This is a genomic window from Xanthobacter sp. 126, assembly GCF_000526175.1.
GTDB lineage: Bacteria > Pseudomonadota > Alphaproteobacteria > Rhizobiales > Xanthobacteraceae > Xanthobacter > Xanthobacter aminoxidans.
The window spans coordinates 5,345,428-5,367,500 of record NZ_JAFO01000001.1 but is presented as its reverse complement, the minus strand read 5'-3'; the positions used below and the strand labels follow the sequence as shown (position 1 = coordinate 5,367,500).

The following is a 22,073-nucleotide window of genomic DNA, read 5'->3' as shown; positions in this document are numbered from 1 at the left end:
ATGGCCATCACCTTCTTCCATTCCTCTTCCGGGTAGTCCCACGTCTTGTGGTTCGCGCCCGCGACACCGGCATTGTTCACGAGGATGTCGATGCGGCCGAATTCGGCATGCACCTCGGCGACAGCCCGTTCCACGTCGGCGAGGCGGCTCACGTCCACAGTCACGGGCATCACGCGGGCGCGGCCCAGTTCGTCCGCGGTCTTCACCACGAGGTCGGTGTCGCGATCGAAGATGGCGACGCGGGCACCGGAGGCGATGAAGCGCTCGATCACGGCGCGGCCGATACCCTGCGCGCCGCCGGTGACGATGGCGAAGCGGTCGTTGAGATCGATGGCGTTGGACATGTTTCCCCCGGTGCGTCGCCGATCCGGCCGGCGATCCTGATTCTGCCGTTGGCGCGGCGGCTGTGCCGGTGTGTTTTTTAATCGATTGAAAATCGATCGGACAAGGCATAGCGCGGGATCGGCCGGGAGAAAAGCCCGGAGCGGTGCATAGTGCCGCACCGCTCCATGCGCCGGATGCAAGGCGGAAAGTCGAGGGCAGGCCCGGGTGACGGTGATGGAGGGGGCGTCTGCGGCTCTCAGGCGTCCTCGTCCTCGTCGCCGGGTTCGGCTTCGTCGTCGAGGCCGCCGTCGGCGCCAAGGCGCAAGGCAAGGTTCTTCTCCACCTTGCGCAGGAGCTTGCGCAGCCGCTTCTTCTCCTTGCTGTCGAGGCCGACCACCATCTCGGCCTCCAGCTGGTCCCACACATGATCGATGGAGGCGCCGCGTTCGCGTCCCGCATCGGTGAGGAAGACCCGCACGAGCCGGCCGTCGCCATCGGTGGCGCGGCGCTCGACGAGGCCCTGGGTGGTGAGGCGGGCGATGGTCTTGGAGGCCGTGGGCGGGCGCACCCGCAGCGCGGATGCAAGGTCGCCCATGGTGCGGCCGTCCGCCTCGCACAAAAGCTTCAGCACGGATTCCTGTCCCGGGAACAGCCCGAGGCCGGCGAGGAGACGGGCCGACAGCGCCTTCTGCAGGCGCGCCGTGTGGGTGAGCCTGTAGCCGATGGTCTTCTGAACCGGATCCTTCATGGGTCTCCCCCGACATGTCCCGAGCGCGAGCGAAGCCGCGCCGGCCACGCGCCCCTTTATCCACATGCCGGCTTACAATTTTGCGAAGGTTGGGGGCGATCCGGCGGGAAAGTGCGTGGTGTCGCGCATTTACCTACGGGGCGGTCCGCCCTCTCGCCCCGTTGCACGCCCCATGGTAGCGTTCCGGCCGTGACCGAACCCGATCGCCCCCCTCTTTCCCGCCGCGCGCTGCTCGCCCGTGGTGTTGCCCTGGCGGCCACGCCGCTCGTGGGCATGAGCCTTGCCTCCTCGCGCGCGCTCGGCCAGCAGACTGACGCGGACGTCGTCATCATCGGTGCGGGCGCGGCCGGCATCGCCGCCGCGCGGCGCATCGCCGAGGCCGGGCGCAGCTATGTGCTGCTGGAAGCCGGCAAGCAGGTGGGCGGCCGCACGGTGACCGACACCACCCAGTTCGGCGTGCCGTTCGACCTCGGCGCGGCGCGGCTCAATATGCCGGCGGCGCGCCCCATGGCCGCCTTCGGCCGGGCCGAGGGGCTCGACATCTATCGCGCGCCCGATGGCGGCCGGCTCTATGTGGGCGGGCGCGAGGCGGGCGATACCGATTATGAGGATTTCATCGCCACGGTCCGCCGCGGCGAGCGGGCCATCGTCGCCGCGGGCGATGCCAACCGCGACATGGCCGCCTCCCGCGCCTTGCCGGACCTCGGACCGTGGGGGCCGAGCGCCCGCTTCGTCCTCGGCCCGTTCAACTGCGCCAAGGAACTGGATCAGGTCTCCACCGTGGATGTCTCCCGCTTCGACGAGCGCGAGAGCGAGGACATCTGCCGGCAGGGCGTGGGCACGCTGGTGGCGCAGCTCGCCCGTCCGCTGACCGTGCGGCTCGAGGTGGCGGCGCGCTCCATCGATCTCAGCCCGCGCCTCGTCTCGGTGCAGACCAACAAGGGCAGCGTGACCGGGCGCGCGGTGATCGTCGCCGTACCGCCGAGCCTGATTGCGGCAGGCAAGCTGCGCATCGGCCCGTCCTTGCCGCAGCGCTACCGCACGGCGGTGGAGAAGATCACGCTCGGCGCCTTCGACCACATCGGCTTCCGCCTGCCGCGCAATCCCGGCAATCTCGGCGCTGACGAGCTGGTCTATTTCCGCGCCGACGGCCCGCGCGCCTATGCGCTGCGCGCCCGTATCGGCGGCACAGACCTCTACAGCCTTGAAGTGGGGGGCGACGTGGCCGCCGGCCTCGCCGACAGTCCGCCCGAGGCGGCGGCGTCCTTCGTGAAGGCGGCGCTGACGCGCGAGTTCGGCGCCGATACCGCCGCGCGCGTCGGCAAGGTCTTCGCCACCCGCTGGAGCAAGGAGCCGTGGGCGCTGGGCGCCTTCTCCTGCGCCTTGCCGGGCTTCGGCAACATGCGCCGCGCCTTCACCGAAACGGTGGGCGGCCGGCTGGTCTTCGCCGGCGAGCACACCCACGAGACGCTCTGGGGCACGGTCGGCGGCGCCTGGCTCTCCGGCGAGCGCGCGGCCAAGCAGGCGCTTGGGCTTTTGGGGGTGCGGACGGGGTGAGGGCTGCGTCTCATCGGAGATCTGCCCCGTTTCATACATCCCGCCGTCATTGCCCGCCTTGTGCGGGCAATCCACCCATCGGCCAGAGGGGTGCTGATACTTCCGAGCAGCCCGACGCGTGGCGGGGTGGATCCCCAGGACGAGCCGGGGGATGACGGCTCGGGGGAGGTTGCGCCTCCCCCAAAATAGCCCGCGCGGCGTTTGAGCGAAGACGACGTAAAGACAGCCCGCGTGGCGTTTGAGCGAAGCAACGCTCAGTGCGCGCGGGCGAACATCTCGTTGAAGGAGTAGCCGGCGCCGCGCACGGTGCGGATGGGGTCGGACTGGCGGCCGCGGTTTATGGCCTTGCGCAGGCGGCCCACATGCACGTCCACCGTGCGCTCGTCGATATAGACGTCCTGGCCCCACACGCCGTCGAGCAGCTGCTCGCGGGAGAAGACGCGGCCGGGGCTCTGCATCAGGAATTCCAGCAGGCGGAACTCGGTGGGGCCGAGATGGATCTCGCGACCGGCGCGGTGAACCCGGTGGGTCTCGCGGTCGAGCTCGATGTCGCCGGCCCGCAGCAGGGTGGCGACGTGCTCGGGCTTGGCCCGGCGCAGCAGGGCGCGCACGCGGGCGAGCAGCTCGGGCACCGAGAAGGGCTTCACCACATAGTCGTCCGCGCCGGTGGCGAGGCCGCGCACCCGCTCGGTTTCCTCACCGCGGGCGGTGAGCATGATGACGGGCAGCCGCTCGGTCTCCGGCCGGGTGCGCAGGCGCCGGCACAGTTCGATGCCGGAGAGGCCGGGCAGCATCCAGTCGAGGATGATGAGATCAGGCACGCTTTCGCGCAGCCGGGTCTCGGCTTCGTCGCCGCGTCCCACGCTCTCGACCCCGTAACCCTCCGACTCCAGATTGTAGCGGAGCAGGAGGGTTAACGGCTCTTCGTCCTCGACGATCAGAATACGCGCCGGCACTTTGGTCTATCCGTCACTATCGGGGCTCTCCGCCCCGTCTTCAGGTCTGGTTGATCAGCTCTGAACGGTGGTGGTGCGGCCCGGGAAGGGCAGGGTGGTGTCGCTGGAGGCGTCCGCCTTGGGGCGGCTCTCCGGCAGGTTCTGGCCCGTCACCATGTAGTAGACGATCTCCGCGATGTTGGTCGCGTGGTCGCCGATGCGCTCGATGTTCTTGGCGCAGAACAAGAGGTGCGTGCACACGGAGATGTTGCGCGGATCCTCCATCATGTAGGTGAGGAGCTCGCGGAACAGGGACGTGTACATGATGTCGATGGCGCCGTCGCGGCCCCACACTTCCAGCGCCTTGGCCTCGTTGCGGGCGGCGTAGGCGTCCAGCACTTCCTTCAGCTGCTCGAGCACGAGGTCGGAGATGTGCTCCACCCCGCGCACCAGCTTCGCCGGGTGATACTCGCCCTCGATGGCGATGACGCGCTTGCCCACGTTCTTGGCGAGGTCGCCGATGCGCTCGAGATCGTTGGCGATGCGGATCGCGGCGACGATCTCGCGCAGGTCGATGGCCACCGGCTGGCGCTTGGCGATGACCAGGATGGCCCGGTCCTCGATCTCGCGCTGCACCTGGTCGACGCTGGCATCCAGCAGCACGACCTTCTGCGCGAGGGCGCTGTCGCGGCGGATGAGGGAGGCGACGCTGTCGGCGACCAGGCGCTCGGCCTGCCCGCCCATCTCGACGACCTTGCGGCCGATTTCCTTCAACTCCTGATCGAAGGAGGCGACGATATGATCCGGCATCTCAGTGATCCTTCAATCCGTCAGCCGAAGCGGCCGGTGATGTAGTCGCGCGTCTTGATCTCCTTCGGATTGGTGAAGATCACGTCGGAAGGCGCCATCTCGATCAGCTCGCCCAGATAGAAGAAGGCGGTCATGTCGGCGCAGCGCGCGGCCTGCTGCATGTTGTGGGTGACGATGACGATGGTGAATTCCTGCTTCAGCTCGTCGATCAGGTCCTCGATCTTCGAGGTGGAGATGGGGTCGAGGGCCGAGGTCGGCTCGTCGAGCAGGATCACCTCGGGCTTCACCGCGATGGTGCGGGCGATGCACAGGCGCTGCTGCTGGCCGCCGGACATGCCGAGCGCCGAGGTGTGCAGGCGGTCCTTGGTCTCGTCCCAGATGGCGGCCTTGCGCAGGCACCATTCCACGCGCTCGTCCATCTGTGCCTTGGAGAGCTTCTCGTGCAGCTTCACGCCGAACGCGATGTTGTCATAGATCGACATGGGGAACGGCGTAGGCTTCTGGAACACCATGCCGATGCGGGTGCGTACGATGGTGGGGTCCAGTTCCTTGCCGACGATGTTCACGCCGTCGAACAGCACCGAGCCCTCGGCGCGCTGGCCGGGGTAGAGGTCGAACATGCGGTTGAACACGCGCAGCAGTGTGGACTTGCCGCAGCCCGACGGACCGATCATGGCGGTCACGCGCTTCTCGGGAACCTCGAAGTTGATGTTCCGCAGCGCATGGTTGCTGCCATAGTAGAACTGCAGGTTCTCCACCTTGATCTTGGCGGGGGCCGGCGGCGCGTCCGGCTTGGCACCCACGGCGGAGGCGAGATTGAAGGTGGGATCGACGGCTGAAGTCATCTTGTCCTCGCTTGGGCCTTGGCCTTGCTTCGGAGGAAATGGAAAGGGCGGCGGCGGGAGCTAGTGGCTCCGCGCCAGGAAGAGGCGGGACGCCACGTTGAGCACCAGCACGCCCACGGTGATGAGCAGTGCGCCGGCCCAGGCGAGCGAGACCCAGTCGTCGAACGGGCTGCCGGCGAACTGGTAGATGGCGATGGGCAGGCTCGCCATCGGCTTCGACAGGTCGGTCGACATGGCGTTGTTGCCGAGCGAGGTGAACAGCAGCGGCGCGGTCTCGCCGGCGGCGCGGGCGATGGCCAGAAGCACGCCGGTGACGATGCCGGCGCGGGCCGCGCGCCAGGTGATGAACATCACTACCTTCCACTGCGGCGCGCCAAGCGCGAAGGCGGCTTCGCGCAGGCCGACGGGCACGAGGTTCAGCATGTCCTCGGTGGTGCGCACGATGACCGGGATCACCAGGATCGCCAGGGCGATGGAGCCCGCCCAGCCGGAGAAGCCGCCGAGCGGCACCACCAGCAGGGTGTAGATGAACAGGCCCACCAGGATGGACGGCGCCGACAGCAGGATGTCGTTCACGAAGCGGGCGGCGGCGCCGACCTTGGTGCCCTTGCCGTTCTCGGCGAGGAAGGTGCCGCAGAAGATGCCGATGGGGCCGCCGATGGCCATGGCGATGCCGATCTGGATCAGCGAGCCGACGATGGCATTCAGCAGGCCGCCGCCCTGGCCCGGCGGCTTGGTGACCTGGGTGAAGACGTTCAATCCCAGCGCGGGCAGGCCGCGCGAGAGCAGGGTCCAGAGGATCCAGCCGAGAAGGAACAGGGCGAAGACGGCGAAGCCGGTGGAGATGGCCTTGACGGCCCGGTCGGTGGCGCGGCGCGCGGCGAGGGAAGCCATGGTTCTGAAGCTCCCGGTCAGTCGAGCCGCGAGCGCACGAGCGCCCGGGACAGTGCAAGGACGATGAAGGAGATCACGAACAGGATGAAGCCGAGCTGCAGCAGCGAGGTGAGCTTCAGCGACCCGATCGGGGCCTCGGGGAATTCGTTGGCGATGGTGGAGGCGATGGTGGCGCCCGGCGCGAACAGGGAGGCGGACAGGCGCGTCGCGTTGCCGATGACGAAGGTCACGGCCATGGTCTCGCCCAGCGCGCGGCCGAGGCCGAGCATGATGGCGCCCACCATGGCGGTCTTGCCGTAGGGCACCGAGACGTTCTTGTAGACCTCGTAGGTGGTGGCGCCGATGCCGTAGGCCGATTCCTTCAGCATGGGCGGCACGCTTTCCAGCGTCTCCACGAACATGGCGGTGATGAAGGGCAAGATCATCACCGCGAGGATGAGGCCGGCGGTGAGCATGCCCGAGCCGAGCGGCGGGCCGGCGAACAGGGCGCCGATGACCGGCAGGTCGCCGAACAGGTCGATCAGCGGGGGCTGCACGTAGGCGGCGATCAGCGGGACGACGACGAAGAAGCCCCACATGCCGTAGATGATGGAGGGCACGGCGGCCAGAAGCTGGACCGCGACGCCGACGGGCCGCTTCAGTGGCTGGGGCGCGATCTCGGTGAGGAAGAAGGCGATGCCGAAGGAGAGCGGCAGCGCCACGATCACCGCGATGATGGCGGAGAACAGCGTGCCGTAGATCATCACCAGGGCGCCGAAATTCTCGGTGACCGGGTTCCAGGCGGACGACCAGATGAAGTCGAGCCCGAAGTGCTGGAGCGCCGGCAGGCCGCCCTTGAACAGCTCGGCGATGATGAGGCCGAGCAGGATGAGGACGAAGATGCCGCTCGCCCACAGGAGGGTGACGAAGATCGGATCGGCGATCCGTCCCGTGCCTTTGGCCTTGCTGATGGGCTCTGCCGAGCCAGACCGCATGCCGTCCACCGTCGCGTCCATTTTATCCCCTGCCCCGGCTTGTCGATGCGTGTGCGCTACCGGACCTGTCGCCTGATGGAAAAGCGCCGCCCTCCTGGGAGAGCGGCGCGATCTTCTTCAGATCAGAGGACGGGCTTGCCGTCCGGACCCTTCACTTCGGCCTTGAAGGCGGCCTTCACCTGCTCGACCACCGCCGCGGGCAGCGGGATGTAGTGCAGGCCTTCGGCGATGTCGGCGCCTTCCTTGGTGTAGGCCCACTCGAAGAACTTCATCACTTCGCGCGAAGCCTCGACGTTGGTCGGGTTCTTCGGCAGCAGGATGTAGGTGGGGGAGACGATCGGCCAGGCCTCGGGGGCCGGGGCGTCGATCATGGAAGCGGCGAAGTCCTTGGCGCCCTTCCAGTCGGCGGAGGCGGCGGCGGCCTGGAAGCCGGCGACCTCGGGGGTGACGAACTTGCCGGCCTTGTTCTGCAGCTGGGTCACGACCAGCTTGTTGGCGGCGGCGTAGATGAACTCGACGTAGCCGATGCCGCCCTTGGTGTTCTTGACGGTGCCGGTGACGCCCTCGTTACCCTTGGCGCCAGCGCCGGTGGGCCACTGGACCGAGGTCGCCGAGCCGACCTTGGACTTCCAGTCCGGGCTCACGGCCGACAGGTAGGAGGTGAAGATCGCGGTCGTGCCCGAGCTATCCGAACGATAGACCGGGACGATGGCGTTCGAGGGCAGGGTCACGCCGGGGTTCAGGTCGGCGATGGCCTTGTCGTTCCACTTGGTGATCTTGCCGAGATAGATGTCGGCGAGCACCGGGCCGGTGAGCTTGAGCTGGTTGGTGGTGACGCCGTCGAGGTTGACGGTGGCGACCACCGAGCCGATCACGGTCGGGAACTGCAGCAGGTTGTTGGCCGCGAGCTTCTCGCCCGGGACCGTCGCGTCGGACGCGCCGAAGTCCACGGTGCGGTTGATGATCTGGTTCTGGCCGCCGCCGGAGCCGATCGACTGGTAGTTCAGCGTCGCGCCGGTCTTCTCTTTGAACTTGGCGCCCCAGGACTGGTAGACGGGGGCGGGGAAGGACGCGCCAGCGCCGGTGAAATCGACAGCCTGGGCGCTGCCGGCAAACAGCGAGCCAGCTACGGCGATCACGCCGAGAGCGGTGGTGAGCTTCACGATATCTCTCCTTGCCAAATCGGTTGCCGCTCCGGCAGGAGCCGGGGCAACTGGGCTCAGGACTCTTAGCCCCGGCGCGCCAAGGTTCTATGACGCGTCCGTGACATGGGCATGACAGCTTACGCCATTGCCTTTTATAGGTTTTTTTCCGGGTTCGGCAAAGCTTCCATCCGCACGGAGAAGATTGCTCCGTTGCCGAGCTCGCTTTCCACGCCCAGCCGGCCGCGGTGGCGGGCCACGATGTGCTTGACGATGGCGAGCCCCAATCCCGTCCCGCCCTGGTCACGGCTGGCCGCCACGTCCACCCGGTAGAAGCGCTCGGTGAGGCGGGGTAGGTGCTCCGGCGAGATGCCGGGGCCGAAGTCGCGCACGCTCACCACGGCGGTGCCGTTCTCGCGGGCGAGGCGCACCTCCACCTTCTTGCCTGCGGCGCCGTATTTCAGGGCATTCTCCACCAGATTTTCGAACAGGCGGATCAGTTCGTCGCGATCACCGAGGATTTCCAGGTCGGCCGTCTCGCGGACCTGCTCCAGCTCCACCCCGCGGTCGCGGGCGAGGGGGGAGAGGGTATCGCAGACGTGGGCGATGATGGCGCCAAGGTCCACCTTGGTCTGCGGCTGCACGTGGGCGTTCAGTTCGATGCGCGAGAGCGAGAGCAGGTCGTCGATGAGGCGCGACATGCGTCGCGCCTGCGCCGCCATGATGGCGAGGAAGCGCTCGCGCGCCGGCGTGTCGTTGCGGGCCGGGCCCTGCAGCGTCTCGATGAAGCCCGACAGGGAGGCCAGCGGGGTGCGCAGCTCGTGGCTGGCATTGGCCACGAAGTCCGCCCGCATCTGCTCCACCCGGCGCTGCTGGGTGAGGTCGCGGAAGGTGAGCAGCACGGCGTCGGGTGAGCGCTCGGGGGAGACGTGCAGCCGGAGCGGCACCACATGCGCCTCCAGCCAGCGGTCGAGGGGGATGCGCTCGGCGAACTCCACCCGCCGGGGCACGCCATCCGCCGCCGCGGCGCGCACCGCGTCCAGCACCTCCGGCACGCGCACCACGAAGGACAGGGGATCGCCCACCCGCGTCGGGCCGAGGGCCAGGGCGACGCGCTGGTTGGCGGTGATGATGTTGCCGGCGGCCGAGAGCAGCAGCGCCGGCTCGGGCAGCGCCGCCACCACCGCGCGGGCCTGCGAGTCCCGCGCCGGGGGCGGTGCGGTCGGCAAAGGCGTCACCACCGGCACCGGCGCCGGCGGGGCCGGCCGCAGCGACAGCCAGAGTGCCACCAGGAGCGCCGCCATCAGGATGGCCAGCAGTGGATCGAGCGCGCCCGCCGCGGCGCCGCCGATGACCACCGCCGCGACGGCGCCCACCAGTGCGAGGCTTCGCCGCCCGCTTCGGCCGTTCGGCGCGGGGGGCAGGGCAGCGCCCGGCGTCGGCGCGGCAGCGGCAGGTGACGGACGGGCGGGCACGGGAGCCGCAGCCAGGGGCGGGGAGGCTGTCTCCGCGCCGGCAATTATGGGGGCGAGGTCCGGCATGGGGGCGGGGGCAGCCGCGATTTCTGGCAGGGGGCTGGGCGTCAGCGCTGGCGCGGCCGTGGTCATCGCCGCGGGCAGGGACATCGCGGGCAGGGACGCCGCAAGACCCGACGCCGCGAGACCGGACGCCGCGAGACCGGACGGCGCAGACAGAGGCGCGGCGGGGGCGGGCGTCAGCACAGGCGTTTCGGCCACCTGCGCACGCCTCTCGGCAGCGCGCGGCGCACGGGCGGGCTTTTCCGTGTCGCGCTTCTCCGGCTCGCGTCCTCCGGTCTCGCGACCGTCCTGCGATGGCCCTTCCGGCATCATTCTGGCGCGCCCTCCCTTTCGCGTCATCCTACACGGCCCCGCTGCTTCTTCCCGGCGCATTTCGCGGCCGCCCGTCCGGCCGTCCGCCTGTGGCGAATCGCCCCGGCCCGGCAGACCGTCCATTGAAGGACGATGCTCGCGCCCCTCCAAGAAGGCATTACGACAACCGACCCTCCGGATATTTGATTGATCGCGGTTTTCGCCAGTCTCGTGCGACCGGGCCACGCGGGTGGGTTGCGTCTTCGCTCCGGGTCGCGTCTGCTACGCCATACCGTTGCAGGAGGTGCCTCCGGGGCATTCCGTGAGGTCTTTTGAAAGGCGTGTCGGCGCGGACATGCCGTTGCCCAACGGGCATGTCCATCTGCTATGACGGGCCGGGGGCGGAGGAATTGGCCATGGGTAAGGATTGCCGGCGCCAAGCAGGCGGCTGCGGCCGCCGCCGTGCCGTTGCAGGTATTTCGGTGCCGGCATTCGCCGTCGCGGCCGGGGTGCTGATCCTCGGCCTGCCGTCTGTGTCTCCTGCCCGCGCCGATCCCGTGCCGCTGCCGGCCACCGATTTTGCCCTGAAAGCCGACCTCAAGCGCGGTGGCACCATCGACATCGCCCACAGCCATGGCCGGATGCGGGTGGAGATCCAGAAGTCCAACATTCCCGGCAGCATGGTCGGCATCATCGACCTGAACGCGCGCAGCATGCTGGTGCGCACCCCCAATTTGCCGAACATGGCGGTGGAGATCGAGCTGCCGCCGGAATACGTGCTCGGCGCCCTCACCGGCACCGGCCTCCGGGTGGGCGAGGACACGGTGGCGGGCGAGGCGTGCGACCTCTGGAAAATCGATCCGCAGATGAAATCGGCCCTCGGCCCCACCACCGCCTGCATCACGCCGGATGGCATCGCCCTGCGCACGGCGGTGGAGATCAAGGGCACGAAGCAGACGGTGTTCGAGGCGACATCCCTCACCCGCGCACCGCAGGACCAAAAGCAGTTCCAGTTGCCGCCCGGAACCCAGGTGATGAAGGTGCCCAAGGGCAAGATCGGCGCCGCCCTCGGCATTCCCGCCCTCGGCGGCGCGCCGGCGGAGGCGCCTCCGGCACCGGCGAAGCCCTGAAGGACCCTCAGCCGAAGGTCATGGCCACCGGCACATGGTCCGACGGCTTTTCCCAGCCGCGGGCTTCCTTCAGCACGGTCATGGCGGTGGCGGAGGGGGCGAGGCTCTCGCTAGCCCACACATGGTCGAGGCGGCGGCCGCGGTCGTTGGCCGTATAATCCGGCGAGCGGTAGCTCCACCAGGTGAACAGCTTTTCCTGCGGCGGCACGAAGTGGCGCATCACGTCCACCCACGGGCCGGAGGCCTGGAACGCACCGAGCCGCTCCACCTCGACCGGGGTGTGGCTGACCACGGTGAGCAGCTGCTTGTGGTTCCACACGTCGGTTTCGAGCGGGGCGATGTTGAGGTCGCCCACCACGATGGCGTGGTCGTTGTTGCCGGCGTGGGGCTTCAGTGGCGCCCAGCCCGTGATCTCGTCGAGGAAAGCCAGCTTGTGGGCGAACTTGGGGTTCAGCTCCGGGTCCGGCACGTCGCCGCCCGCCGGCACGTAGAAATTATGGATAGTGAGCGGCTTGCCCAGCGCGTGCGCGCCGTCGAGCGTCACCGCGATGTGGCGGGCATCGCCCTTGCCGCAGAACGCGCCCTTCTCGATGCGCGCGAACGGCCGCTTCGAGAACGTCGCCACCCCGTGCCAGCCCTTCTGGCCATGGAGCGCGATGTGGGGAAAGCCCATGTCGCGGATGGCGTTCAGGGGAAACTTGTCGTCCTGGCACTTGGTCTCCTGCAGACACAGCACATCCGGCTGCAGCCGCTCCACGGCGGCGCGCACGATGTCGAGGCGGATGCGGACGGAATTGATGTTCCAGGTGCAGACGGTGAGGGACACGGGCAATGGCAGACTGAAAAAGGGCGGGAAGATCGACGCTTACACCTGCGCGGGCGGGGGAGGCAAGGAAAAGGGGGTGCACTGAGGGAGGCGGGCGTTTCTCCCTTTGAGGAACTTGAGTTTTTCGCCGGGCAGCTCCGGCTGTGCCGTCCCTGTCGCGGGAGACTGGCGGATCCCGGACCAGCGCTCCGGCTACGCCCCCTGCCCACCATTTCGGCTTGCCGCTTTTCCCGGCAGGCCTACACTGAAGCCTTTCCAGTCCGTGGTTTTTTCCACCCTTTCGTTCTTTGATGGATTGAGCGTCATGCACAACAAGAGGCTCGAGGCCTTGCGTGCCAGCCCCGGCGACGAGCGGCGGCCGGCGGATCTGGAGATCATCGCCTCCCAATATGCCATCAAGTTCCGGAAGGTGACGGGGACCCATGTGGTGTTCACCCATCCCGCCGTGCCGAACTGCGTGGCGGTGCCCATGAAGAACAGGATCCGCGCGGCCCACGTGAAGGCGTTCGTGGCCATGGTGGACCGCATGGACGAGGGCACCGCGCCGGTGCGCATGCGAACGGTGGCGCCGGGCACGGTGGTGGATGTCGCCGCCTATCCCTCGGCCGTCGCGCCGATCCCGGAGGCGGAGGGTGGCGGGTTCGTCGTGAGCTTCGCGGACGTGCCGGGTTGCCTCGGCATCGGCGAGACGCCGGACGCGGCGGAGGCGGACGGGCGGCTCGCCTTGTTCGCCGCCATCGATGCCCTGAAGGCCGCCGACCGCGCCCCGCCCGAGCCGGGTGCCGTTGAAGGGGTCAAAGCGGAGGCCTGAGCGATGCCGGCTCAGCCGCGCCCCGCCCGCTCCTCCAGGAAGGCGGACACCGTGTCGAGCAGGCGGATGGCGCCGGGAAGCTGGGCGTGGGCTTCCGCCTGTTGCGGGGTCTCCGGCTCCAGCGTGCGCCACCACACGATGAAGCGGTGGATCAGCGCGCGGCCGGAAATGGCGTCGAACGGCGTGCCGGGGAAGGCGTCGAGCCCGAACGCCGCCTCCACCTGCCGGAGGCATCCATGCACATAGACATGATCTTCCGTTTCCAGCTGAAACGGCCCCTCCGGTGCGCGGCGCTCCATGCGCACCTCGCTCAATTCGGGAATGTAGTCCGCCTTGGTCACGCCGCCTCCGTTCGCGTCCGGGTTTTGCCCGGCGTAGCAGGATCGGTGCCAAGGCGGGGGATGGCCGCATGAGCGCCGACGATCCCACCGCCATCGCCGCCACGCCGGCCGTTGCCATCGCGGGCGGCTTCCGCCTGCTGGTGATGCGCGAGCTGGCGCTGGATGAGGGACCGCCGGCCTATGCGGTGATCGGCCAGACGCTCGTGCGCGCCCCGCCGCGCAGCATCCGCCATGGCGTCGCATTCGCCCTCGCCTTCGGGCCGGAGGTGATGGCGTGGCTCAACCAGGCGCTCGGCCGCCCCGCCTGGCGCGACGCTTCCGGCGAGACCCAGCGCAACCCGCGCTGGCCGGGCCTTCGTTGGCACCGCGCCCCGCGCGCGTGGCCGGGCGGGACACTCACCACCGAATGGAGCGCCGACATCCTTTTCCCTGAAGAGGCCGACCGCGCCGCCTTCGCGCTGGCGTTCGCGGAGGCTCTGGCCGGTCGGGAGCCTGTGTCGGAAACCGCCTGAAGCACGCGTCCCTCCGTTTGCAGGGCAGATGGAGGGAAAAGTGCCTGCTCCAGCTTCACGTTGGAGGGCGATTCACCGATCAGATCACCTCGATCTGATCGGATCGCGCTCAAGGTCCGTTTTTTGCTTGGCGAGCCAAAGGCCCGCGCCGGCATTTCATTGACTGATTTTGGAGGCCCCCCATGTCGGATGTTGTCGAAACCCGCTCCATTCTCTCCGAGGCCGAGTTCGATCAGCCGGTGGATGTCGTGTGGCGCGCCATCACCGATTCCGAATGGCTCGCAGTCTGGTTCTTTCCCAACGACATCCAGCCGCTGGAGGGGCACAAGTTCACCATCTGGGGCCGGCCCATCGAGCGGTGGGACGGCGAATTCCAGTGCCAGGTGAAAAGCTGCATCCCCGAAAAGGAGCTGTCCTTCAGCTGGAAGGGCGGGCACGAGGAGCTGAAGGGCTTCGGCCACTATATCGATACGGTCGTGACCTGGACGCTGACGCCCACGCCCTCCGGCGGCACCCATTTCCGCTTCTTCCACGACGGCTTCGGCACGGACACCGCCAATGACGGGGTGTTCGATGTCATGTCCAAGGGCTCCCAGAGCGTGCTGCGCACCCTCACGCGCCGCCTGCCGGACCTCATCGCCCACGGGGCGTGAGAAAAATCGCGCATGATCGCGCCATGGGTTGGAACCGCCGCCATAAGGCCGCGTTTACCATCTGACTGATGTTGCTGACCTCCGTCCGGGAGGCGGCGACCGACGAACGGAGACGATGATGGGCCAGAGCCTTCCTCTGACTACCCCGACCTCTCTGCGCATCGTGATCGGAGACGCCGAGACGCGGGTGTCTAGCGTCGAGGACGTGGTGAAGTTCCTGCGCAAGCAGGAAGCCGGCGATCTCGCCGATTTCCTCATGGCCCAGCGCAGCGGCGCGAACCCGCCGAGCCTCGGCGATGTGTGCGCCCGCATGGAAGCCCTCTGCGCGATGGTGTGAGGGCGCAGGCCTGAGCTAAGGCTGGCCCGGCTCCCAGCCGGGCGGGGCGAGTTCAAACCCTGCGAAATCGAAGGCCGGCGCCACCGTGCAGCCGACCAGCGTCCAGGCGCCGAGGCTTTCCGCCGCCTGCCACGCGAAGGGCGGCACAACGCCCTGCGGCCGCGCGCCGGCGGCGAGATCCGGCCCAAGCATCACATCCCGCTGTCCCCCGGCGTCCGCGATGGAGAGCTTCAGCGGCGCGCCGGCATGCCAATGCCAGACTTCCGAGGCATCCACCCTGTGCCAGTGGGAGCGCTCTCCCGCGCGCAGCAGGAAGTAGATGGCCGTGGACGCGCCGCGCCCCCCGTCCGGTGCCTTTTCGCGGAATGTCTCCCGGAAAAACCCGCCTTCGGGATGGGGCTGAAGCTCAAGCTGGGCGATCACCGCTTCCGCGGTGAGCGCCTGAAGGCCGGTTTCGCCCATCTCTCAGCCCTTGAAGCTGTTCTTGCGCTCGCGCAGCGCGGTGAAGACCTCGGCCGGGTCCGCGCCGGGCATGCCGAGGCGCTCGGCCATGGCCGGATCGTCCGCCCGCAGGAAGGGGTTGGCCTTCAGCTCGTCGCCGAGCTTGGAGGGCATGGTGGGCTCGCCCTTGGCGCGCTGCTCCTGCGCCTTGGCATACATGGCCGCGAGGTCCGCATTGTCCGGATCGACCGACAAGGCGAAGCGACCGTTGCCCAGCGTGTATTCATGGCCGGAATAGACGTCGAGGTCCTCAGGCAAGGCGCGCAGCCGCTGCAATGAATGCCACAGCACCGGCGGCTCGCACTCCAGCGCCCGCCCGCAGCCGAGCGTGAACAGCGTGTCGCCGGCAAACAGCAGCTTCTCGCCCTCGAAGAAATAGGAGGCCGGGCCGGCGGTATGGCCGGGGGTCTCCAGCACGCGGCCCACCAGCGAGCCGACGGCGACGGGATCGCCGTCCACCACCGCCACGTCGAGGCCGGGGATCTTGTCCGCCTCGGACTTGGGGCCGACGACGGTGGCGCCGTAGCGCGCCTTTACCGCCGTGATACCCTGGGTGTGGTCGGCATGGTGGTGGGTGACGAGAATGTGGGTGAGGGTCCAGCCTTCCTTCTCCAGCGCCGTCATCACCGGCCCCGGCTCGGGCACGTCCACCACCGCCGTCGCTTCGGTGACGGGATCGTGGATGAGGACGGCGTAATTGTCGCTGAGGCAGGGGATCAGGCGGATGTCGGCCGGCACGGTGTCGATCTCCGGAAGGGGACGGGCTTGACGGCTCGGGTTGCGGACCCGGCGCGCATGATCCTCTATTAAGGGGGCGAGCGGAAGTGTGGCCGGCCGGCCGCTGTCCACAGCGAGGGTGCATGTTTCTCGACGTCGTCGACCTGCGCAATTTCTACGCCCAGCCCGTGGGAATCATGACGCGCCGCCTGCTCGGCCGCGCCATCCGCGCCCGCTTCGACAATGTGACGGGCATGCGCGTGCTGGGGCTCGGCTATCCCACGCCCTATCTCGGCGTGTTCCGCGAGGAGGCGGAGCGCTGCCTCGCCGTGATGCCGGCGGCGCAGGGCGTGGTGCGCTGGCCCTCCGCCGCACCGACGCTGGCCACCCTCGCCGACGAGACGTTGCTGCCGTTCCCCACCTCCAGCATGGACCGGGTGGTGATCGTCCACGCGCTGGAAATGACGGCCAACGCCGCCGAGATGCTGCGCGAGGTCTGGCGCGTGCTGGCGCCGGGCGGGCGGCTTCTGGCGGTGGTGCCCAACCGGCGGGGCGTGTGGGCGCGGCTCGATACCACTCCCTTCGGCAACGGCCGCCCCTTTTCGCGCGGGCAGGTGGTGAGCCTGCTGCGCGAGGCCCTGTTCACCCCCGTGGGCTGGGACGAGGCGCTCTATGCACCGCCCAGCCGCTGGTTCCTCAACACGGCGGTGGCGTGGGAACGGGTCGGCGCGCGCCTGTCGCTGCCCTTCTCCGGCGTGCTGGTGGTGGAAGCCACCAAGCAGCTCTACCGCCCCGTCGCTATCCGCCGCCCCAGCCGCATCGCCGAGCCGGCGCTGGAGCCCGTGCTGGTGCCGGGCGGCGTGCCGGCGGGGTGACTACCGCTCCCGCGTCAGCAGAAACACCGCCTGCTCGCCCAGCAGGTTCCACACCCACCACGGCATGGTCACCCGCACCCGGTGGCCGGATGAGTCCAGCGCCACGGCCTTCTCGATGCGGGCGTCCAGCACTTCCACCAGAGCCACGAAGTCGCGGATGGTGCAGAAGTGGATGTTGGGGGTCTCGTACCAGGCGATGGGCATGTTGTCCGTCACCGGCATCCGGCCGTTGATCATGAGATCGAGCCGCGAGCGCCAGTGGCCGAAATTGGGGAAGGAGACCACCGCCCGGCGGCCGATGCGCAGCATCTGCTCCAGCACCCAGCGCGGCCGGCGGGTGGCCTGCAACGTCTGGGAGAGGATGACGTAATCGAAGGCGTCGTCGGGATAGTGGGCGAGGTCCACGTCCGCGTCGCCCTGGATGATGGCGAGGCCGCGCGCCACGCCGGCATTCACGCCCTCGCGGGACAGCTCGATGCCGCGCGCGTCGCAGTTGCGCGTCGTGGCGAGCAGTTCCAGCAGCGCCCCGTCGCCGGAGCCGACATCGAGCACGCGCGAGCCGGGGGCGACCATTTCGGCCACCACCACGAGATCGACGCGTCCGCCCTGGTCGCGCACCGCGCTTTCATCCAGCACCGGCTGGCGCAATGCGATGCTCACTCGCTCCTCCCGGCCGGCAGGCCCAAAGCGCGGGCCGCGCTGTCGAGGAAGCCGCGGGCGATGGCGAACAGCTGCGGCTCCTCCAGCAGGAAGGCGTCGTGGCCCTTGTCGCTCTCGATTTCGGTGAAGGAGACGCTGGCGCCCGAGGCGTTCAGCGCATGGACGATGGCGCGGGAATCCTCGGTGGGGAACAGCCAGTCCGAGGTGAAGGAGGCAACGCAGAAGCGTGTCTTCGAGCCCCGGAAGGCGTTGGCCAGCACGCCGCCGTAGTCGGCCGCGAGGTCGAAATAGTCCATGGCCCGCGTCACGTAGAGATAGGAATTGGGATCGAACCGCTGCACGAACGATTCGCCCTGGTGGCGCAGATAGCTCTCCACCTGGAAATCGGCGTCGAAGCCGAAGGTGGGCATGGCGCGGTTCTGCAGCCGGCGGCCGAACTTGTTGTGCAGCGACTGGTCGGACATGTAGGTGATGTGCGCCGCCATGCGCGCCACCGCGAGCCCGCGATGGGGCGTCACCCCTTCCGCCAGATAGCGCCCGCTGCGCCAGTCGGGATCGGCCATCACCGCCTGCCGGCCCACCTCGTGGAAGGCGATGTTCTGCGCCGAGTGGCGCGCGCCGGTGGCGATGGGCATGGCGGAGAACATCCGCTCGGGATAGCTCGCCGCCCATTGCAGCACCTGCATGCCGCCCATGGAGCCGCCGGCCACGCACAGGAGCTTCTCGATGCCGAGATGGTCGAGCAGCATGGCCTGCGCGTTCACCATGTCGCGGATGGTGACGAGAGGCATGTCGAGGCCGTAGGGCCGGCCAGTCTCGGGATTGGTGGAGGCGGGGCCGGTGGTGCCCATGCAGCCGCCGAGCACGTTGGCGCAGATGACGAAGAAGCGCTCGGTGTCGATCGGCCGCCCCGGCCCCACCATCGTCTCCCACCAGCCCGGCTTGCCGGTGACGGGATTGAGGCTCGCGGCGTGCTGGTCGCCGGTCAGCGCGTGGCACACCAGCACCGCGTTGGTGCCGGCGGCGTTGGGCTCGCCGTAGGTCTGGTAGCCGATCTGCAGGTGGTTCAGCTCGACGCCCGCATCGAGCCTGAGCGGGGCACCGGTGCCGAAGCGCACCACGGGGGAATGGGGCTCGTCCGCCTCGCGCCGCGCCTCGGCGGCTGTGTTCGAGGCGACGTCCTTCCGGACGAAAGATGTCATGGGCGAACCAAGCGACGGCCCGGCGCCCGTGTCAAGCACCGACGCTCCGGCACAGAGGCCGGCTGGCCCGCACGCCCGGCTTCAGGATGCGGAGAGCGAGCTTCGCGCGGCGGACATGGCGACCGCGTCGCCTTCTACCACGTCGGCGGTGGCTTCGGCGCCCATCAGCACGAGGAGCTTGGCGCGCGCGCGGTTGACGCGGCTCTTGATGGTGCCCAGCGCGCAGCCGCAGACCTCCGCCGCCTCCTCGTAGGAGAGGCCCGCCGCGCCCACCAGCACCAGCGCCTCGCGCTGGTCGTCGGGCAGAAGGGCGAGGGCATCCTTCAGCGAGGTGAGAGTGGACGACCATTCCTGGCTCGGGCCGATATTGGTGTCCTGCTGGGCGAGCGCGGCCATGCCGTCATTCTCGCGCCGACGCTTGCGGATCTCGGTGTAATAGGTGTTGCGCAGGATGGTGAACAGCCACGCGCGGAGGTTGGTGCCGGGGTCGAACTTGTCCATGTTGGAGAGCGCCTTCAGCAGCGTCTCCTGGACCAGATCGTCGGCTTCCGTGCGGTTGCGCGTCAGCGACCGCGCAAAGGCGCGCACCGCTGGAAGGAACTCCAGCACCTGCGTGCGCAGGGCGGCGGCGTCCATCTCTTGGCGGGTCCTTTCGCTCGGCGCGGGCAGATCCATCGGGCAGCCTATTCTTTCCGGCAATCGTGACTTTTCTGGCGGCTGTGTCCGCCCGGCTCCCGGTTCGGGAAGCGTCCCTTCGCGGAGACGTTTCTCGAGCGTGACCTGAGCCTAACGCTACAGCTGCGGTTCCGGTTCCGCCCGCGGTTCACCGCGGACGGCGGTTCCGGTTACGCCCCTCAAAGGCGGCGCGTTCAGGCGCCGCCGTTGCCGGTCCCCGGCCCCGTGCCGGTGGCCTGGCCGCTCTTCTGGCCGCCCTTCTGTCCCGCCTGCGAGGCGAGGGTGCGGTCCCTCGAGAAGCTGCGCTGGTCGTCAGCGACGCTCTGTCCGCCCTTGCGGCCGGCCTCGGCGGCCAGCGTGCGATTCTGGAAGAAGCTGCGCTTCTCGGCCGGGACGCTCTCGCCCCCCTTGCGCGCGATCGCCCGCTGCTTTTCCGCGTCCATCGCCGCAAAGCCGCGCTGGGAGGTGCCCTTGGTTCGCGCCTTGTCCATTTGCCCTGTTCCTCCGACTGCGATCGGCCGCTCGTCGCGGCACCCGGCCGGTCGATCCGGCGCTGTGTACCGGAGCGAAAACGGCCCGCACTGAAGCCAATAGGCCGCCCTCCGGCCGGTGGGGTGGCCAGGACGGTCTAAGCAGTAACGAAGCAGGCGGGGGTGTGGTTCCGATGAAAACACGCTTTCGTCGGGTGTCACGCTCCGTTGGCCCGAGACCGGGCAGCGGTATCCGGAGAAGCGATTGCGGGACAAGGGAAATCCCCGACGATCACCAGCGCGTCTCCGGACCGGTTGCGGGTCAGGGTTCCCCCGAGTTGGGCCGCAAAGCCCCCGGCGAGGCCGGAGGGCTCCTCCGGAGCGTCGGCGGTGCCGGAAAGGACGAGGCGCAGACGCTCATCGTCCACCGTGCCGCGGATGAGCATGCCGAGGGAGGTACTGCCGGGCCGGAGTGTCAGTCCGAGCACCAGTTCCACCACCATGAGGGCGAGGGGGACCGCCATGTCGGTGGGCAGCCGCGTCTCCTCTGCCTCGACCACCAGCCGCAGATTCTTGTCGGACGAGCCCTCGATCAGCGAGGCGAGCTCCCCCAGCAACTCGCGCAGGCGCACCTGCGAGCCGTCGTTCGCCTCGTAGAGGATGCGGTGGACGAGGGCGAGGGTGTTCACGCGGGTGCGCAGCTGGTCGAACCGCTTGCGGTCCTCGCCCTTGCCCATCCCGCCGCCATAGAGCGACAGCAGGCTGACCACCACCTGAAGGCTGTTCTTGATGCGGTGATGGATCTCGCGCACCAGCGCGGTCTTCTCGGCGAGATTTTCCCGCAGTCGCGCGTCGCGCTGACGCACCGCATAGGCCATGTTCTCCACCGAGTGGCCGAGCATGCGGAATTCGCTCGGCGCGGCATCGAGCCGGGTCGGGCGGAAGCCGTAATGGCCCTGGGCATAAACCGCCGTCACCCGCCGCAGATAGAGCAGCCAGCGCAGCACGATGCGGTCCACCGCCACCCACAGGGCGATGAGCGAGGCGACCATCACCAGCGCCGGCAAGGCGAAGCTCGCGGCCACCGTCACCAGGGTCCAGCCGAACAGCCGGTCGGACGGGGAGGCATAGGCCACCACCAGCCCCTCGCGGCCGAGGGGCGTGGTGGCATAGGTCCAGCGCCGGCCGGAGGCGTCGGTGCTCTCCCTGAGCGCATTGTCGGGTGCGGCGAAGGGTGCGGCCTGGAACAGCGCACCGCTGAGACTGCGGGAATTGGAGACCAGCTCCTCGCCCGAAGCCGAGAACACCGCCACCACGCCCTCGGACGGCGGCACCTGCTGGCGCAGCAGATTGTCGAGCCAGCCGATCTCGATGCCCAATGCCATGCCGCCTTCGAGCCGGCCGGCGGCATCGCGCAGCGGCAGAAGGCCCACCAGCACGTCCCGGTCGGTGGCGGTGCTGCGCACCCGGCCTGAGAGGCTGAAGCCCGGCTGCCGGATCGCCGAAAGCCACCAGCCGTCATCGGTCATGTCGGTGTCGGACGTGGGCAAGGCGGAGCAGGTGAGCTGCCCGGCGGCATTGACCACGCCGATATTGGCGGCGAAGGGCAGGGAGACGGTCGCCCCCCGCAGGGTCGCGCGGCAGGTCGGGCCCGCGGTGCGCACCTCCTCCACGTTCTGGAGCGCGTAGAGCACGTTTTCCGCCGAGGCGATCACATTCTGCTGGGAGGCGGCGGCGGCCAGCGCATGGCGCAGCAGGTTCTGCCGGGCATCCTCCTCGGCGGCGGAAAGCTGCATCACGCCTTGCACGATGTTGAGGGTGGCGATGGGGGCCAGCGCCAGCAGCACCATGAGGATCAGGCGGCGACGGACGCTGTCGAACAGGGTGCGCGGCTGGGTGGTGGACGGTGGAAAGAGGGAGGCGCGTTCCCGCTGGCCCGGCGTGGGTCCGCCACGGGACAGGTCGCCACGCGGGCTTTCGCGCGAACGCTCTTCACGGGAACCGTCTTCGCGGGACTTGGCGGCCTGCGCCCGTTCCAGATCCATCGTCGCTCCGCCAAACAACTCCACACGGGCGCCTGTCGCCGGTCCGCCGCTGGCAGACCGCCCCGCGAGACCTCACCCATACCGCGCCGAGGCGCGCCATGCTCTGGCGATGACGCTCGTCCCATCCTCCTGGAAGAACGCTCCTGGTGAGGAACGTTCCCGAGGGTCACGCAACGAATACGCGCGGCCTCGTCTCTTGGCCTCTTGTCCTGGCCTCGTGTCGGTGCGGCCGCCTGCCTTTCCGTTCCGGTCCGCGCGCA

The 22,073-nt window shown here is 68.9% G+C and carries 25 protein-coding genes (1 of these 25 running past the window's edge); 7 read left to right on the top strand and 18 right to left on the bottom strand.

Annotated features, from left to right (window positions below):
* On the bottom strand, positions 1-344 hold the start of the coding sequence (locus XAN126_RS0125390; RefSeq protein ID WP_024281357.1) for an SDR family NAD(P)-dependent oxidoreductase. Its footprint begins 409 nt before the window's first position; only the first 344 of its 753 coding nucleotides appear in the window; its start codon is at positions 342-344; the stop codon falls past the left edge of the window.
* A 236-nt stretch (positions 345-580) separates the two neighbouring features.
* Positions 581-1,072, bottom strand: coding sequence for a MarR family transcriptional regulator (locus XAN126_RS0125385; RefSeq protein WP_024281356.1), 492 nt, complete (start codon positions 1,070-1,072; stop codon positions 581-583).
* Between the two features lie 189 nt (positions 1,073-1,261).
* Between XAN126_RS0125385 and XAN126_RS0125380 the strand changes: the two genes are divergently transcribed.
* Complete coding sequence (locus tag XAN126_RS0125380) at positions 1,262-2,629, top strand: FAD-dependent oxidoreductase (protein ID WP_024281355.1); 1,368 nt, start codon at positions 1,262-1,264, stop codon at positions 2,627-2,629.
* A 254-nt stretch (positions 2,630-2,883) separates the two neighbouring features.
* On the opposite strand, the gene phoB is transcribed toward XAN126_RS0125380, so the two are convergent.
* The 7 genes from phoB to XAN126_RS0125345 all read right to left on the bottom strand — a co-directional run bounded on the left by phoB (position 2,884) and on the right by XAN126_RS0125345 (position 9,965).
* Positions 2,884-3,585 (bottom strand): phosphate regulon transcriptional regulator PhoB, encoded by a 702-nt coding sequence (gene phoB / locus XAN126_RS0125375; RefSeq protein ID WP_024281354.1) that lies wholly within the window; start codon positions 3,583-3,585, stop codon positions 2,884-2,886.
* Between the two features lie 54 nt (positions 3,586-3,639).
* A complete protein-coding gene (gene phoU, locus XAN126_RS0125370) occupies positions 3,640-4,374 on the bottom strand; it encodes a phosphate signaling complex protein PhoU (protein ID WP_024281353.1) in 735 nt (244 codons plus the stop codon).
* Between the two features lie 20 nt (positions 4,375-4,394).
* Positions 4,395-5,219, bottom strand: coding sequence for a phosphate ABC transporter ATP-binding protein PstB (pstB, locus tag XAN126_RS0125365; protein WP_024281352.1), 825 nt, complete (start codon positions 5,217-5,219; stop codon positions 4,395-4,397).
* 60 nt (positions 5,220-5,279) lie between these two features.
* Positions 5,280-6,113, bottom strand: a complete 834-nt coding sequence (gene pstA, locus XAN126_RS0125360) for a phosphate ABC transporter permease PstA (RefSeq protein WP_051460693.1) — start codon at positions 6,111-6,113, stop codon at positions 5,280-5,282.
* A 17-nt stretch (positions 6,114-6,130) separates the two neighbouring features.
* Positions 6,131-7,108: a phosphate ABC transporter permease subunit PstC gene (gene pstC / locus XAN126_RS0125355; RefSeq protein ID WP_024281351.1), complete on the bottom strand. Its 978-nt coding sequence runs from the start codon at positions 7,106-7,108 to the stop codon at positions 6,131-6,133.
* A gap of 101 nt (positions 7,109-7,209) precedes the next feature.
* Complete coding sequence (pstS, locus tag XAN126_RS0125350; RefSeq protein WP_024281350.1) at positions 7,210-8,250, bottom strand: phosphate ABC transporter substrate-binding protein PstS; 1,041 nt, start codon at positions 8,248-8,250, stop codon at positions 7,210-7,212.
* Between the two features lie 134 nt (positions 8,251-8,384).
* A complete protein-coding gene (locus tag XAN126_RS0125345; protein WP_245272338.1) occupies positions 8,385-9,965 on the bottom strand; it encodes an ATP-binding protein in 1,581 nt (526 codons plus the stop codon).
* A gap of 509 nt (positions 9,966-10,474) precedes the next feature.
* Here XAN126_RS0125345 and XAN126_RS0125340 point away from each other — a divergent pair.
* A complete protein-coding gene (locus XAN126_RS0125340; RefSeq protein ID WP_155982406.1) occupies positions 10,475-11,188 on the top strand; it encodes a hypothetical protein in 714 nt (237 codons plus the stop codon).
* 7 nt (positions 11,189-11,195) lie between these two features.
* Here XAN126_RS0125340 and XAN126_RS0125335 read toward each other — a convergent pair whose 3' ends face one another.
* Complete coding sequence (locus XAN126_RS0125335) at positions 11,196-12,014, bottom strand: exodeoxyribonuclease III (protein ID WP_024281348.1); 819 nt, start codon at positions 12,012-12,014, stop codon at positions 11,196-11,198.
* 304 nt (positions 12,015-12,318) lie between these two features.
* Here XAN126_RS0125335 and XAN126_RS29405 point away from each other — a divergent pair, with 304 nt between their 5' ends.
* Positions 12,319-12,825, top strand: coding sequence for a type II toxin-antitoxin system HicB family antitoxin (locus XAN126_RS29405; protein WP_348550917.1), 507 nt, complete (start codon positions 12,319-12,321; stop codon positions 12,823-12,825).
* Between the two features lie 11 nt (positions 12,826-12,836).
* Here the strand turns inward: XAN126_RS29405 and XAN126_RS0125320 are convergent, their stop codons facing one another.
* A complete protein-coding gene (locus tag XAN126_RS0125320; RefSeq protein ID WP_024281347.1) occupies positions 12,837-13,166 on the bottom strand; it encodes a hypothetical protein in 330 nt (109 codons plus the stop codon).
* A gap of 68 nt (positions 13,167-13,234) precedes the next feature.
* Between XAN126_RS0125320 and XAN126_RS0125315 the strand changes: the two genes are divergently transcribed.
* The 3 genes from XAN126_RS0125315 (at position 13,235) to XAN126_RS0125305 (ending at position 14,668) form a co-directional block, all read left to right on the top strand.
* Complete coding sequence (locus XAN126_RS0125315; protein WP_024281346.1) at positions 13,235-13,678, top strand: hypothetical protein; 444 nt, start codon at positions 13,235-13,237, stop codon at positions 13,676-13,678.
* Positions 13,679-13,860: 182 nt separating this feature from the next.
* On the top strand, positions 13,861-14,331 hold the full coding sequence (locus XAN126_RS0125310; RefSeq protein ID WP_024281345.1) for an SRPBCC domain-containing protein: 471 nt from the start codon (positions 13,861-13,863) through the stop codon (positions 14,329-14,331).
* A gap of 118 nt (positions 14,332-14,449) precedes the next feature.
* The gene (locus tag XAN126_RS0125305; protein WP_024281344.1) at positions 14,450-14,668 is read left to right on the top strand and encodes a hypothetical protein; all 219 of its coding nucleotides are present in this window, start codon (positions 14,450-14,452) and stop codon (positions 14,666-14,668) included.
* Positions 14,669-14,683: 15 nt separating this feature from the next.
* Here XAN126_RS0125305 and XAN126_RS0125300 read toward each other — a convergent pair whose 3' ends face one another.
* Together XAN126_RS0125300 and gloB are read right to left on the bottom strand one after the other, a co-directional pair.
* The gene (locus XAN126_RS0125300; RefSeq protein WP_024281343.1) at positions 14,684-15,130 is read right to left on the bottom strand and encodes a cupin domain-containing protein; all 447 of its coding nucleotides are present in this window, start codon (positions 15,128-15,130) and stop codon (positions 14,684-14,686) included.
* A gap of 3 nt (positions 15,131-15,133) precedes the next feature.
* Entirely contained in the window at positions 15,134-15,907 is a 774-nt protein-coding gene (gene gloB / locus XAN126_RS0125295) for a hydroxyacylglutathione hydrolase (protein ID WP_024281342.1), read from the bottom strand.
* 122 nt (positions 15,908-16,029) lie between these two features.
* Here gloB and XAN126_RS0125290 point away from each other — a divergent pair, with 122 nt between their 5' ends.
* The gene (locus XAN126_RS0125290; RefSeq protein ID WP_024281341.1) at positions 16,030-16,761 is read left to right on the top strand and encodes a methyltransferase domain-containing protein; all 732 of its coding nucleotides are present in this window, start codon (positions 16,030-16,032) and stop codon (positions 16,759-16,761) included.
* On the opposite strand, the gene metW is transcribed toward XAN126_RS0125290, so the two are convergent.
* The 5 genes from metW to XAN126_RS0125265 form a co-directional block, all read right to left on the bottom strand.
* A complete protein-coding gene (metW, locus tag XAN126_RS0125285; protein WP_024281340.1) occupies positions 16,762-17,415 on the bottom strand; it encodes a methionine biosynthesis protein MetW in 654 nt (217 codons plus the stop codon).
* 2 nt (positions 17,416-17,417) lie between these two features.
* Positions 17,418-18,623, bottom strand: a complete 1,206-nt coding sequence (locus tag XAN126_RS0125280; protein ID WP_024281339.1) for a homoserine O-acetyltransferase — start codon at positions 18,621-18,623, stop codon at positions 17,418-17,420.
* 81 nt (positions 18,624-18,704) lie between these two features.
* Positions 18,705-19,259, bottom strand: coding sequence for a sigma-70 family RNA polymerase sigma factor (locus XAN126_RS0125275; protein WP_024281338.1), 555 nt, complete (start codon positions 19,257-19,259; stop codon positions 18,705-18,707).
* A gap of 233 nt (positions 19,260-19,492) precedes the next feature.
* The gene (locus XAN126_RS0125270; RefSeq protein WP_024281337.1) at positions 19,493-19,789 is read right to left on the bottom strand and encodes a KGG domain-containing protein; all 297 of its coding nucleotides are present in this window, start codon (positions 19,787-19,789) and stop codon (positions 19,493-19,495) included.
* A gap of 197 nt (positions 19,790-19,986) precedes the next feature.
* The gene (locus XAN126_RS0125265) at positions 19,987-21,813 is read right to left on the bottom strand and encodes a sensor histidine kinase (RefSeq protein WP_024281336.1); all 1,827 of its coding nucleotides are present in this window, start codon (positions 21,811-21,813) and stop codon (positions 19,987-19,989) included.
* Between the last annotated feature and the right edge of the window lie 260 nt (positions 21,814-22,073).

Coding starts and splice junctions, on each gene's coding strand:
- XAN126_RS0125305 (WP_024281344.1), top strand. CDS start 14,450: ATGGGCCAGAGCCTTCCTCTGACTACCCCGACCTCTCTGCGCATCGTG.
- pstB (WP_024281352.1), bottom strand. CDS start 5,219: ATGACTTCAGCCGTCGATCCCACCTTCAATCTCGCCTCCGCCGTGGGT.
- XAN126_RS0125385 (WP_024281356.1), bottom strand. CDS start 1,072: ATGAAGGATCCGGTTCAGAAGACCATCGGCTACAGGCTCACCCACACG.
- XAN126_RS0125280 (WP_024281339.1), bottom strand. CDS start 18,623: ATGACATCTTTCGTCCGGAAGGACGTCGCCTCGAACACAGCCGCCGAG.
- XAN126_RS0125300 (WP_024281343.1), bottom strand. CDS start 15,130: ATGGGCGAAACCGGCCTTCAGGCGCTCACCGCGGAAGCGGTGATCGCC.
- XAN126_RS0125315 (WP_024281346.1), top strand. CDS start 13,235: ATGAGCGCCGACGATCCCACCGCCATCGCCGCCACGCCGGCCGTTGCC.
- XAN126_RS0125290 (WP_024281341.1), top strand. CDS start 16,030: ATGTTTCTCGACGTCGTCGACCTGCGCAATTTCTACGCCCAGCCCGTG.
- XAN126_RS0125270 (WP_024281337.1), bottom strand. CDS start 19,789: ATGGACAAGGCGCGAACCAAGGGCACCTCCCAGCGCGGCTTTGCGGCG.
- XAN126_RS0125275 (WP_024281338.1), bottom strand. CDS start 19,259: ATGGACGCCGCCGCCCTGCGCACGCAGGTGCTGGAGTTCCTTCCAGCG.
- pstA (WP_051460693.1), bottom strand. CDS start 6,113: ATGGCTTCCCTCGCCGCGCGCCGCGCCACCGACCGGGCCGTCAAGGCC.
- XAN126_RS0125265 (WP_024281336.1), bottom strand. CDS start 21,813: ATGGATCTGGAACGGGCGCAGGCCGCCAAGTCCCGCGAAGACGGTTCC.
- XAN126_RS0125310 (WP_024281345.1), top strand. CDS start 13,861: ATGTCGGATGTTGTCGAAACCCGCTCCATTCTCTCCGAGGCCGAGTTC.
- XAN126_RS29405 (WP_348550917.1), top strand. CDS start 12,319: ATGCACAACAAGAGGCTCGAGGCCTTGCGTGCCAGCCCCGGCGACGAG.
- XAN126_RS0125340 (WP_155982406.1), top strand. CDS start 10,475: ATGGGTAAGGATTGCCGGCGCCAAGCAGGCGGCTGCGGCCGCCGCCGT.
- phoU (WP_024281353.1), bottom strand. CDS start 4,374: ATGCCGGATCATATCGTCGCCTCCTTCGATCAGGAGTTGAAGGAAATC.
- pstC (WP_024281351.1), bottom strand. CDS start 7,108: ATGGACGCGACGGTGGACGGCATGCGGTCTGGCTCGGCAGAGCCCATC.